Origin of the sequence: Caulobacter sp. LjRoot300 (genome assembly GCF_964253875.1) — a bacterium.
Taxonomy (GTDB): Bacteria; Pseudomonadota; Alphaproteobacteria; order Caulobacterales; family Caulobacteraceae; genus Caulobacter.
Genome location: NZ_CAXUSA020000003.1, coordinates 127468 through 140312, shown reverse-complemented (window position 1 = coordinate 140312; position 12845 = coordinate 127468). Strand labels below are relative to the sequence as shown.

Genomic DNA, 12845 nt, shown 5'->3' with positions numbered 1-12845 from the left:
GATGCGCCTGCTGCATGTCGCCCGGCGGACCAGCGAGACCTACCTGGTCCAGGCCCTGGCCGAGGCCGGCCACGTGGTCGAGACGGCGGCTGACATTGGCGAAGCGCTGCTGATCGCGCCGGCGGGCGCCTATGACGGGCTGCTCATCGAGGTCGCCGCGTTGGCGGAGGTTCCCGTCGCGGGCCTGGCGCGGGCGGCGGACGGAGGCGCGCTGGTGCTGATCGCCGACCAGGCCGAACCCGCGGCGCGCACCCGCGCCCTATGGGCTGGCGCCGACGCATGCTTCGTCCGTCCGGTGCACTTCATGGAACTGGAGGCGCGCCTGGCGGCCCTGGTGCGTCTCGCCCCCGGCGCCTCGGCCGACGTTCCCTTCACCCTGGATCCGGCGACGCGCATGGCTCGTTTCGCCGATCGCGACCTGACGCTGCCGAGCCGCGAATTTCGCCTGCTCGACTACATGGCCCGCCACGCCGGAGAAGTGGTCAGCCCCGCGCGGATCCTGGAACAGGTCTGGGGCGACACGGGTGATCCCAAGCCCGAACTGGTGCGAACAACGGTCGCCCGATTGCGCGCGAGACTGGTCGAGACCTTCGGCCAGCCGTTCCTGATCACCCTGCGCGGGCACGGCTACCGGCTCGACTCCAACATGACAGGATTTTCATCCGACTGACACGGCGCTGTTAAGCGGCGGGGCGCATCAGGCGACCTGCGCAGCTCTTGTACTTGCGCCGGTCCCGCGCGTCGTTCCTCCCCCCGGAAACGCGCGGGACTTTCACCTGCAGAGTCTGGAGCAGGCCGGTTGAACGCGCTCGTCCGTATCGCCTTATCGCGCCCCTACACCTTCATCGTGATGGCGCTGTTGATCGTCATCTTCGGCGTCCTGGCCGCGCTGGGCACGCCGACCGACATCTTCCCCGAAATCCGCGTGCCGGTGATCGGCGTGGCCTGGAACTATACCGGCCTGTCGCCGTCCGAAATGTCCGGGCGGATCGTCACGCCTTACGAGCGGGTGCTGAGCACCACGGTCAACGACATCGACCACATCGAGAGCCAGTCCCTGCCCGGCATCGGGGTGGTAAAGATCTATTTCCAGCCCGGCGTCGACATTCGCACGGCCACCGCCCAGGTCACCTCGATCTCGCAGACGGCGGTGCGCCAGATGCCGGCCGGCACGACTCCGCCGCTGATCATCAACTACAGCGCCGCCACCGTGCCGATCCTGCAGTTGGCGCAGTCGGCCAAGTCGCAGTCGGAACAAAAGCTGTTCGACCTTAGTCAGACCATCATCCGCCCGGGCCTGATCAGCGTGCCCGGCGCGGCCATTCCCTATCCCTACGGCGGCAAGGTTCGCCAGATCCAGATCGATCTCGATCCCGCCGCCCTACAGTCCAAGAACCTGTCGGCCCAAGACGTCTCCAACGCCATCGCCGCCCAAAACCAGATCCTGCCGGCCGGCACGGTCAAGATCGGCACGTTCCAATACAACGTCCGCCTCAACGACGCCGTCGAAACGATCGAGGAACTGAATAACCTACCGATCAAGACGGTCGACGGCGCGACGATCTACATTCACGACGTCGGTCAGGTCCGCGACGGCTCCTCGCCCCAGACCAACGTCGTGCATGTGGACGGCTCGCGCGCGGTGCTGTCGACAATCCTCAAGAACGGTTCGGCCTCGACCCTGGCCATCGTTCAGGGCGTCAAGGACCGCCTGCCGGGCCTGCAGGAAACCCTGCCCGACGACTTCAAGATCACCCCGCTGAACGACCAGTCGGTGTTCGTGAAGGGCGCCATCAACGGCGTCATCAAGGAAGGCGTGGTCGCCGCGGCCCTGACCAGCGTGATGATCCTGCTGTTCCTGGGCAGCTGGCGCTCGACGGTGATCATCGCGATCTCGATCCCGCTGGCCGTGTTGTCGGCCATCGCCGCCCTGTCGGCCCTGCATCAGACGCTGAACATCATGACCCTGGGCGGCCTGTCGCTGGCCGTCGGCATCCTGGTCGACGACGCCACGGTGACCATCGAGAACATCAACTGGCACCTGGAACACGGTAAGGGCGTGCACGAGGCGATCCTCGACGGCGCCCAGCAGATCGTGACGCCGGCCTTCGTGTCCCTGCTCTGCATCTGCATCGTCTTCGTGCCGATGTTCATGCTCAAGGGCGTGGCCGGCTTCCTGTTCGTGCCGATGGCCGAGGCCGTGGTCTTCGCGATGATCGCCTCGTTCATCCTGTCGCGGACGCTGGTCCCGACCCTGGCCATGTACCTGCTCAAGCCCCACGCGGCCGAGCGGCTGGACTACGAGCACGAGGCCGAGCATGGCCGACAGGGCGCCCCCTCGCGCAATCCGCTGGTCCGCTTCCAACGCGGCTTCGAGACCCAATTCGGCAAGCTGCGTGAGGGCTATCGCAACCTGCTGGTGATGGCCCTCGGCAACACCCGGGTGTTCATCATCGGCTTCATGGTGGTCGTGCTGGCGTCGTTCGGCCTTGCGCCGTTCCTGGGCAGCAACTTCTTCCCGTCGGTGGACTCCGGACAGATCACCCTGCACGTCCGCGCGCCGGTCGGCACGCGACTGGAGGACGCCTCGCTGCTGTTCGGCCAGGTCGAACGCACCATCCGCCAGAACATCCCGCCCGACGAGCTCGTGTCGGTGGTCGACAACATCGGCATCCCCAACAGCTCGATCAACATGGTCTACAGCAACTCGGGCGTGATCGGTCCGCAGGACGGCGACATCTTCATCAGCCTCAAGCCCGAGCATCATCCGACGGCCGCCTATGTGAAGACCTTGCGCGAGGTGCTGCCTCGGCAGTTCCCGGGGGCGGCCTTCTCGTTCCTGCCCGCCGACATCATCAGCCAGATCCTCAACTTCGGAGCCCCCGCCCCGATCGACCTGCAGATCGCCGGTCCCAACGCCGCGGCCAACCGGGTCTACGCCGCCCAGATCATGACCCGCCTGAAAGGCGTCCGGGGCGTCGCCGACCTGCGCCTGCAACAGCCGGCCGGCGCGCCGCAACTGCGGGTCGATGTCGACCGTTCGCGCATCGCCCAGCTGGGTCTGACCGAACGTGACGTCACCAACAGCATGGTCACCTCGCTGGCCGGCAGCTCGCAGGTCGCCCCGACCTTCTGGCTGAACCCCAAGAACGGCGTCTCCTATCCGATCGTCGCTCAGGTTCCGGAATATCGGGTCGGCTCGATGTCGGGCCTGGAGGGCCTGCCGATCACCGGCCCGGCCGGGGGCAAGGGCTCGCAGATCCTGGGCGGCCTGAGCACGATCAGCCGCGGCAGCGCCCCCGCCGTGGTCAGCCACTACGACATCCAGCCGGTGCTCGACATCTACGCCAGCCCGCAAGGCCGCGACCTCGGCGCGGTGACCGCCGACATCAACAAGGTGCTCCGGGACGTCGCCAAGGATCGCCCCAAGGGCACGACCGTGACCCTGCGCGGCCAGATGGTGACGATGAACACCGCGTTCTCCGGCCTGGGCTTTGGCCTGATCGCGGCGATCGTGCTGATCTACCTGCTGATCGTCGTGAACTTCCAGTCTTGGCTGGATCCGTTCGTGATCATCACCGCCCTGCCCGCCGCCCTGGCCGGCATCGTCTGGATGTTGTTCGCCACCGGCACCACCCTGTCGGTGCCCGCCCTGACCGGCGCGATCATGTGCATGGGCGTGGCCACCGCGAACTCGATCCTGGTGGTCAGCTTCGCCCGCGAACGGCTCGACGCCACCGGCGACGCCTTGCAAGCGGCCGTCGAAGCCGGCTTCACCCGCTTCCGCCCGGTGCTGATGACCGCCCTGGCGATGATCATCGGCATGGGCCCCATGGCCCTGGGCCTTGGCGAGGGCGGCGAGCAGAACGCTCCGCTGGGCCGCGCGGTCATCGGCGGCCTGATCTTCGCCACGCTGGCCACCCTGATGTTCGTCCCCGTCGTCTTCCGCCTCGTGCACGGCCATCGCGTGGCCGAACCCGCCGCCCCCGCGCCGACGTCCAGAGGCGGCCCGCTCACCGGAGAGTCCCATGCCTGAGCCCATCGACGCTGTGCGCCACACCCCGCCCCGCCACCTGAAGCTGGCCGGCGTCGCCGCCGTCGGCGTGGCCGCCCTGGTGGTCGTGGTCGGCCTCGTCGCCCGTGTCCAGGCCGACCAGGCGCTGAAGACCTGGACCCATGAACAGGCCGTGCCGACCGTCGCCTTGGCCAAGGTCTCGGGCGCCGGCGAGCGCGAGCTGGTTCTGCCCGGCGATGTTCAGGCCTTCTACAACGCGCCGATCCACGCCCGCACGAGCGGCTATCTGAAGCGCTGGTACGTCGACATCGGCTCGCCCGTGAAGGCCGGTCAGCTGCTGGCCGAGATCGACACGCCGGACCTGGACCAGCAGGTGCTGCAAGCCCGCGCCAACCTGGCCACCGCCCAGGCTAACCAGCGCCTGTCGGCCACCACGGCCAAGCGCTGGGAAGGGCTGGTCGCCCAGGACGCCGTCTCCCGCCAGGAGGCCGACGAGAAAGCCGGCGACCTGGCCGCCCGCACCTCGGCGGTCAACGCCGCCGCCGCCGACCTCAACCGCCTGCTGGCCCTGGAGTCGTTCAAGCGCATCGTCGCGCCGTTCGACGGGGTGGTGACCTCGCGCAACACCGATATCGGCGCCTTGATCTCGGTGGGCGGCGCGGCCGATACGGCCCTGTTCACGGTCGCCGACCAGCACCGGCTGCGCATCTACGTCAACGTGCCGCAGAGCTATTCGGCCCTGATCAAGCACGGCCAGGCCGCCAAGCTGAACGTGCCGGAATATCCCGGCCAGACCTTCGCCGCCTCGGTAGTCAACGACGCCCAGTCGGTGGGCGCGAACGGCGCCCTGTTGGTCGAGCTGCAACTGGACAACCCCGAGGGCAAGTTGAAGCCGGGCTCCTACGCCCAGGTGACCTTTGGCCTGGCCTCGGCTGCGACCACCACGCAGGTGCCGGCCACGGCCCTGCTGTTTCGCCACGACGGACCGACCCTGGCCGTCGTCGGCCCAGATAGCCGCGTGAGACTCCGGCCGATCAAGATCGCTCGCGACCTGGGAACTCAGATCGAAGTCGGGGCCGGCGTCAATCCGGGCGACAGGGTGATCGACAATCCGCCCGAAGCCCTGGTCGACGGCGACATGGTCAAGATCGCCGCCCTGCCCAGCGAAGCCGCCCATGCGCAGCGTTAGGCTGTTCGCCGCGGTCGGCGCGGCGGCGGGGCTGGGGGCCTGCCCGACGGCGCCGGCCTATGCGCCGCCGACCATCGCCGTCGCGCCCGCCTTCAAGGACACCGGTCCCTGCCCCCCCCCCGCCACGCCAGAGGCCGAGGCCCAAACTCGCGGCGCTTGGTGGGCGGTCTATGGCGATCCGACGCTGAACGACCTCGAGGCCCGCGCCGCCAGGGCCAACCCCAGCCTGGCCGCGCTCCTTAGTCGGCCGGCGCGGCCTGGGGGGCCTTGCAGTGACGATCGATGAAATCCTGATGCGAACTGACCGCCTGCGCCGAACGCATGATCTCTTCGCGGCGCAAGTCCATGCCCGTGCGGATCTGCTCCAGGGGATAGAGATCAGCCGATATGTTGTAGCGCGCTGGAACGACGCCGTTGCCGAGCAGGATGGCGAGCCAACTCGGCTCCACATAGGACTCGGAATCGCCCAGCGCGATTTGTCCGCTGGCGTTCCAGACATCGAGCTTGTGCCGAAGGCTGTCGGGTATCTCTATGTCGCGGCACGCCGCCCACAAGGGTTCGGGACGGCGCGAGAGGTAGTAGTGCGCGATGATGAAGTCGCGGATACGCTCGATCTCGCGGGTGGAGAGGCGGTTGTATTCGTCGCGCAGAACGGGGTCGATGGTCCGGTCGGGGAAGTATCGAAGCAACTTCAAGACCCCCATGACGATCAACTGCAATCCGGTCGATTCCAGGGGTTCAAGAAAGCTGGAGGCGAAACCGATCCCCACGCAATTGCGGTTCCAGAACTGCTTGCGATGGCCGGAAGTAAAGCGGAACAGCCGTGGCTCGGCCAGCGGTTCGCCGTCGAGATTGCCCAGCAAGGCCTCGTGCGCCTGGTCGTCGCTCCAGAACTCCGAACTATAGACCATGCCATTGCCGCTGCGGTGTTGCAGCGGAATGGTCCAGCGCCAGCCCCCGGCGTGCGCGGTGGACCGCGTAAACGGCGTGGGCGCGTCGGGGCGTTTCGAGGGCGCCGCCATGGCCCTGTCGCAAAGCAGCCAACGCGACCAGTCGACGAACGGCGTGCCCAGCGCCTTTCCGATCAATTCTGAGGCGAATCCGGTGCAATCCAGGAACAGGTCGCCGGCGACCGTAGCGCCATTGGCAAGATGGATGGCGGCGATATTGCCGGTCTCGCCGTCCAGATCGACGTGCGTCATCTTGCCTTCGATACGCCGCACGCCCAGCTCGGTCGCCACGTCCCGCAGATAGCGGGCGTACAGCGCCGCATCGAAATGATAGGCGTGGTGGTAGCGCGGATTCTGCGGATCGGTCGGGGCGAAATTGTTGTTCTTCGCAACGGCGTAGGCGAACGAATAGTCATCGATCGGATGGTCGTCGCCTGATTGCCGCAACCTCAGCCAATAATGGTGGGTCGCCACCCCTTCAACCTGGTGACCATAGTCGCTGAACGCATGGAAATGCCGGTTTCCGGCAACGCCCCAGTCGCAGAATTCAATACCCAGCTTGAACGTGCCCTGGGTGCGGCGAATAAAGTCGAATTCATCAATGCCGAGCATGGCGTTGCATTGCGCCAGCACCGGGACCGTCGCCTCGCCGACGCCGATGATGCCGATCTCCTCGGATTCGACCAGAGTGATGCGCGTTTGCTGGCGATCCGTCTTCTTGGCCAGCAGCGCGGCCGCGATCCACCCCGCCGCGCCGCCACCCAGAATGACGATATCCTGTTGAGGGCCGCTGTTCATAAACATGCCTCGCCACGAACGTACCCGGCGCGGTGCCCGCCGGATGGGTTTCAGGCCTATGCGGGGGTGGGAGGTCGGTCAAGGCGCGCCAACCGGCCGCGCCCGTGACCTGCGACCCGGCATGAACCGGCCGCGATACTGTAGTCGAAAAGGGAAGGACGCTTCCCGATGAAGCGCCCTTCCCCGTTCAGGCCGTTAGAAGCGCGCCCGCATGGTGACCTCGTAGCGGCGATCGCTGACGTTATAGTCGTAGGGCTCGAACACGCCAGGTATGGGCTCCTGGAGGGTTTTCGACTTGGTATTGAGAAGGTTGTTGGCGTTGAACGAGATGGAGACCTTTTCGCTCAGCTTGTAGTCGAAGCCCATGTCCAGGTAGCCGGCCGCCGCCATGTAGGCCGGAACCATGTTGTACACGGGATAGGAGTGAGCCGAGTCAAAGTTGGTCGGGCTGGTGTTGAGCGTGTAGGGATTGCCGCCGCTCGTCGTATAGGACAGCGGATTGACATTGGTCGACAGCAACGCCTTGTCGCGCCAGTTGTACGCCAGACGGAAGTTGATCTTCTGGTAGCTGTACAGCAGCTGGATGTTGTAAGCCCACTTCGACAATCCGGCGTAGGGAAGGTTGGGGTAGGTCTGCGGCACCGTGCCGTCCGGATTGAGACCCGGACTCAACATATTGTTGGCCTGCTGGGCAGGGTTGCTGCTGTCGATGTAGGTCAAGTTGCCTTCGATGCCGAACCCGCGGAACACTCCCGGCAGCCGGTCGAAGAACTTGCGGCCACCGATCTCGAAGCCCTTGATAGTGGCCTTCTCCGTCGACGTCCTGTTCTGCATGTAGAGCCACGGAAGATCCAGGCTCGCCGGTGTCCCCGTGTCCGGATTCGTCGACCCCACGGTGGGGGGGGTCTGACCATTGGCGTAGGCCGTCCCCGGAACCGGAAGATTGCTGGCGATGAACGAATAGAACTGCGGATGATCCTCGATCTGCTTGGCGAACACGCTGGCGTAGAAGAAGCTGGACGACGACGGATAGAATTCGAACGCCAGATCTTCACTGGTGATCATGGTTGGCTTCAGATTTGCGCCCGAGTCGCGGGCGGTAAAACCCGTGAGAATGGGGGGCGCCAGCGAATTGGTAGGATTTGGAAGCGTCCTGGCGTCGATGACGCCGCCCGCGCGAATATCATTGAGATTCGGCGGAGCAGACGACTTCGACGCCGCACCCCGAATGATGAACTTGTCGGAGACGTCGAACTTGATGTTGAACGCCGGCAGAACGCGCGTGTAACTATAGCTGCGGTGCTGCATGGCATAAGTTTTGTCAAAATAATAGGCCGTCGGGTACGGGTTCGACGCACCCGGGAACTGCTGCGCGTTGAAGTATGCCGTGCTGTCCGCCACGCTCAAAACAAGCCTATCAGCGTCCGGCGTTTGCAGAAGACCGCTCGCCCGCAGGGAATCGTGGAATACACGAACGCCGATATTTCCCGAGAACGCCGGAATGAATCCGATACCATCCTGCGCGAACTTGGCCTGAACATAGGCAGCCTTGTTGACGATGCGGCTATCGGTCTTGTTCAGGCCCTGATCGAGGTTATGCGTCCAATACTGATCCGCGGTCCCGCCAGGGACCTCACCATTATACGTCGTGAGCAAATGGTACCAGTCATAGCTCTGCATGAGCGAGTCGCTGGCAACGAAAATCTGTGACGGGACAGCCGCTTTGCCGCCGAAGAAATTCGGGAAGGTGGCGACTTGATAATCCGACTGCCGGACATTCGGGTTGCTGAGATATTGAATATTCCCCGGCCCAAACGTCGGGTCCCCGGGATGGGTCCCGAAATTTTTCCCCATCCATGACTGACCAAGCGGTGTGAAATACGTTCCCGCGAAGTTGTCGTTTTCGCTGCGGTTGGCGGTACGAGCGCCAAACGTGATGCTACGCAGGAATCCATCGTCGCTGACCCGGTATTCGAGGTCGATATGGGCGGCCACCATCGCCCCTTCATTCTTGGGTTTGTGATAGCCCATGAACGCCAGGTACGCCGTATTCTTATCGAGCACGCCGGCAGAGGATATGCCAGACACAGCCGGCAGCGAGCCCGTCAGATCGACGTCCAGCGAAGTAACCAGCGGGCTGACCTGAGAGAGGCCAACAAACATGCTCTGCCCGGTCATGCGGGAAGAAACATATTGCGCGCCGCCACGCACGGCCACCCGGTCCCCAGGGGTCCAGACGAAGCTCTGCGAAATATCCAGCGTGGAGCTCTTGCTGTGCGACGCCGTCGCGCCGCCGGTGGGGTTCAGCGTGGTGGGGGGACCGCACTGCGCCAGCCGGGGTGAACCCGCGGGAAGAGTGGACGGATCCACCCCCCCATCAACCGACCAGTCCCACTGGATCGACGATGCGGGAGCGCCATAGGTGGCGCCGCAATTGAGCTGGTACCAGCTAGGCACCCAGCTGGGGGTGATGTTCTGGAACTCCACCGCATTGCCGGTGGACCCGACCGTGAGGCTTCCCTTGCGGAAGGCGCCATTGGCGTCATATTCGACCGGGCGGCCAACGGCGGGCATGACTGCGGATGACGCGGATGGGTTCCCCCCCAAGGAACCGCTGTTGCCGTGGTTATCCTCGACATATTGCGAGAAGAACACGGTGTTGGTCAGCGTCAGGTTCGAAGTCGGCTTCCACTGAAGGGCCTGATAGAAGCCGTACCGGTCGCGTTTGCTCTTGTCCGTGCTCCACTTGAACGTGCTGGGAACAAAGGCCAGATCATCGTCGCGCGTGGAGGTCGGCACATACTGGGCGAACATGGCGCCCACCTGCAGGTCGCTGCTTTGCTGGTGCAGACGACTGTAGGCCAGATCCCACAACACGCCAAATTCGCCGATGTTGGTGTCGAAACGCTTCGAGAACATGGCGGAAGCGCGGGGCGAAGCCTTTTTCGCCTGGGTGCCGTAACTGCCGCCGGCGGTGAGGTTGACCTGGCTATCCTTGAAATCGAAGGGCAGATGGGTGCGAAGATTGACCGCGGAGGCGCCCCCTTCGATGAGGTCGGCGCGGGTGCCTTTGTAGACATCGACCCCCGCCATCAATTCGGGCGTGACTTCGTTCCAGCTGATGGCGCTTGCGCCGTTGGCGCTGAACACCTGCTGACCGTTGAGCATGCTCGAATTGAAGGGAAGGCCGCGCACGGTGATGCCCGTACCTTCGATCTGGAACGCGGTGTTTCCGCCGTTGCCCGGCGCGAAACGCGAGATCGACACGCCCGACACGCGCTGAAGAACTTCGGTGATCGAAGCGTCAGGCAGTTGGCCGGCCTCGTCGGCGACGACCGAGTCGACGAGCGTGTCGGAGTTCCGCTTGATCTCGATGGCGCTCTGCAGCGCCTTGCGGCGCGCGGTGACGACCACTTCCTTCACGGTGTCGACGACTTGGTCGTCCTTGGCCGCTGAGGGCGCGTCCTGCGTCGCCGATTTGTCCTGCGCCGCGACCGGCCCGGCCAGCGCGCAGAGAACACCAAGCGAAGCGCCGGCAACTAGCAAATGGCGCGCGCGGATCGAATTTCTCACGTCAACTCCCCTCCCCAGGGTCTCCTTCGAGCGCCGGTTCTTCGACGCCACTTTCACATATGCTATCTGTTTTTATTTTTTACAGGTCAACAACATTTCATGGGCGGCGATGCGGAAAGGCCAGGCTGGAGCGCGACCGGGCGCTTTGGTCGCAACCAGACGGGCCTCACCGGGGCCGGCCTGAGCCAGATCGAAACCGAATCCGCCGGCCAGGAACGGGTGCTCATCCGGCTTTCAAGAACGGCTTGGCGAGGGGCCGCCCCCCTTGGTCGCCGGATCATGGATCGACGGCGAGTCGGTTTACGGCTAGAGCCGGTCGCGTGGTCCGAAGATCACGCGACCGGCTCTAGCCTATTGTTTTTACATCGCTCTTTCGGAAAACCGGCCGCCAGTTTCCTGCACGAAGCTCCCGACGCCCCAGTCAGGCGCGCAGACGATCACAAGCCGGGACCGCCGTTGGTCTTCAGCGTCGCGCCCAGAGCCAGCGCGGCGACCTAGGCCGGGAAATTGTCCTTCAGCCGCAACCTTCTGGGCTTGCTTTTCGCCACCCCTGCTCCCGCACGGCCATCGGCCGACAAGGGAACGATGCGTTCATCCCGCTCGAACCAGCCCAATTCCGTGGAGATCCGCTTGGCGGTCGACGCCAGCTCGGCCTGGGCGGCGTATTCGTCGAAGACCGGCGAGCCGTCGATGCGAGCCATGAAGGGAATGGTCAAGGCGGCGACGACGCGGCCGCCAAGCCCGAAGATCGGGTAACTGATATCGGTCACGCCGTTGGTCCGCGCGCTGGGTCGCATTTCAAAGCCGCGGCTGCGGACAAGCTTGAGACGGTTCATCACGGCCGCGCGGTCCTTGGGGGACAAGGCCGTGTCCGCTTCGAGAACATCGGCGACCCACGCATCGTCGCCGAAGCCCAGCAGCACCTGGCCCGAACAACTCCTCACGAGATCCAAGTCCGCGCCGAGCCTTACGATGAAGGCGATGTCACCGGGATTTTGTTGCCTCAGCACGACAAGGCCTCGCCGACCGTTCGGCATCACCAGGTGGCAAGATTGATCAATCTTATTGGCGAGTTCGCGCATGTGCGGGCCGGCCATGACCGTGAGCTCTTCGGCCGGCGTTGCGCGGAATACGATCTCCAGAATTCTGGAATTTACACTATATTGATCCGTTTCCGGATCTTTATTCAACCATCGGCGACGTTCCATGACGACAATGATTCGAAAGATCTCGCCGATCGAAAGGTCCAGGCCGGCGGCGATTTCACTGGCCGTCAGGCCGCGAGGCGCCTGGGCCAGCAGTTCGATGACGTTGAAGCCCCTCTCGAGCGCCGGCGCGGAATAGGTTTTCGGCGCGGAACGCGGCTCTTGATTGTGTTTCGAGGAGGAGGCACCCATGCCGAGATGGGTATCCCATGGATTTTGCATTTGCAAGCAGCTCGCACAATCAGACCGACCCGAGCGACGACAGGGAAATGATCAGGTCGAACGTTCTTGAGTTCACTCCAAGGTTAGACGCAGCGCCTTGGCGGCATAGTCGCCCGCGAACGATCGTCGATCTTCAGCAGGATATCAAGCGGCGGCGCCCGAAAGGTTCGGACACGGGCCGTTCACGATGGCGGATATGGACCGCTCGATCTCCTTGCGGAGGACACAACATCGCCCGCCTATCTCTCCAGAGCGCCCTTCCCCGCGATGATCTTGCCGCGGAACTTCTCGATCCGCGCCAGGCGGGTCGAAGGCTGCTTGGCTTGGTTCAGGGCCAACAGGTAGCTTCTCTGGCGACCTGGCGTCAGCGCGTGGAAGGCCTCGCCCAATTCCGGATCCGCATCCAGCACCTCGACCAGTTCGTTCGGCATATCGACCTCGCGGTCGGTCTTCGTGGGCCTGGTTCCCGCTTCGGCGTGATCCATCAACTGCCGCAGATAGGCCCGGATCACCGCCTCCCGCTCGCCGACCTGCTGCGTAGCGGTGAAGCGGATCATGCCCGGCGTTCGACTGTTGGGACCTTGAGGCTCCAGGACGCCCTCGCTGTCGACGAGAAGGCCCGCGTTCATGAAGCTGAGCCGAAAGTCGCCCCGAAACGCTCCGAAGATCGCGATATTGCGCCCAGCGCGCATGTAGCACGGGTGGGCCCATTTCACCGTTTCTTCCAATCCAACGTCCAAGCAGATCCGGCGCAGGTCGTTCAGCCCGTCGATCCACTGCCGGGTCGAACAGTCCGTCGTCGCGAACCTGGCGCACCGACCGCAGCCCTTGGTGAAGAAGTCGTCAGGGTTGGTGATCATCGCCATGGTCACATTCACCGTCAGCCCGACCGA

8 protein-coding genes are annotated in these 12845 nt (G+C 64.4%); 4 read left to right on the top strand and 4 right to left on the bottom strand.

Going from position 1 to position 12845, the window contains the following annotated elements:
* Window position 1 precedes the first annotated feature (1 nt).
* The 4 genes from ACSQ2G_RS10990 (at window position 2) to ACSQ2G_RS10975 (ending at window position 5490) form a co-directional block, all read left to right on the top strand.
* Complete coding sequence (locus ACSQ2G_RS10990; RefSeq protein WP_436030780.1) at window positions 2-670, top strand: response regulator transcription factor; 669 nt, start codon at window positions 2-4, stop codon at window positions 668-670.
* A gap of 129 nt (window positions 671-799) precedes the next feature.
* Entirely contained in the window at window positions 800-4036 is a 3237-nt protein-coding gene (locus tag ACSQ2G_RS10985) for an efflux RND transporter permease subunit (RefSeq protein ID WP_436030778.1), read from the top strand.
* Entirely contained in the window at window positions 4029-5204 is a 1176-nt protein-coding gene (locus ACSQ2G_RS10980; protein WP_436030776.1) for an efflux RND transporter periplasmic adaptor subunit, read from the top strand. Before ACSQ2G_RS10985 ends, ACSQ2G_RS10980 begins: the two co-directional genes overlap by 8 nt.
* A complete protein-coding gene (locus ACSQ2G_RS10975) occupies window positions 5191-5490 on the top strand; it encodes a hypothetical protein (protein ID WP_436030774.1) in 300 nt (99 codons plus the stop codon). The genes ACSQ2G_RS10980 and ACSQ2G_RS10975 overlap by 14 nt, the downstream gene beginning before the upstream one ends.
* On the opposite strand, the gene ACSQ2G_RS10970 is transcribed toward ACSQ2G_RS10975, so the two are convergent.
* The 4 genes from ACSQ2G_RS10970 to ACSQ2G_RS10955 all read right to left on the bottom strand — a co-directional run bounded on the left by ACSQ2G_RS10970 (window position 5444) and on the right by ACSQ2G_RS10955 (window position 12818).
* The gene (locus tag ACSQ2G_RS10970) at window positions 5444-6958 is read right to left on the bottom strand and encodes a tryptophan halogenase family protein (RefSeq protein ID WP_436030772.1); all 1515 of its coding nucleotides are present in this window, start codon (window positions 6956-6958) and stop codon (window positions 5444-5446) included. The genes ACSQ2G_RS10975 and ACSQ2G_RS10970 overlap by 47 nt on opposite strands.
* 189 nt (window positions 6959-7147) lie before the next feature.
* The gene (locus ACSQ2G_RS10965) at window positions 7148-10525 is read right to left on the bottom strand and encodes a TonB-dependent receptor (RefSeq protein WP_436030771.1); all 3378 of its coding nucleotides are present in this window, start codon (window positions 10523-10525) and stop codon (window positions 7148-7150) included.
* 494 nt (window positions 10526-11019) lie between these two features.
* Entirely contained in the window at window positions 11020-11952 is a 933-nt protein-coding gene (locus ACSQ2G_RS10960; protein WP_436030769.1) for an IclR family transcriptional regulator, read from the bottom strand.
* 239 nt (window positions 11953-12191) lie between these two features.
* Window positions 12192-12818, bottom strand: a complete 627-nt coding sequence (locus ACSQ2G_RS10955) for a YdeI/OmpD-associated family protein (RefSeq protein ID WP_436030767.1) — start codon at window positions 12816-12818, stop codon at window positions 12192-12194.
* Window positions 12819-12845 lie beyond the last annotated feature (27 nt).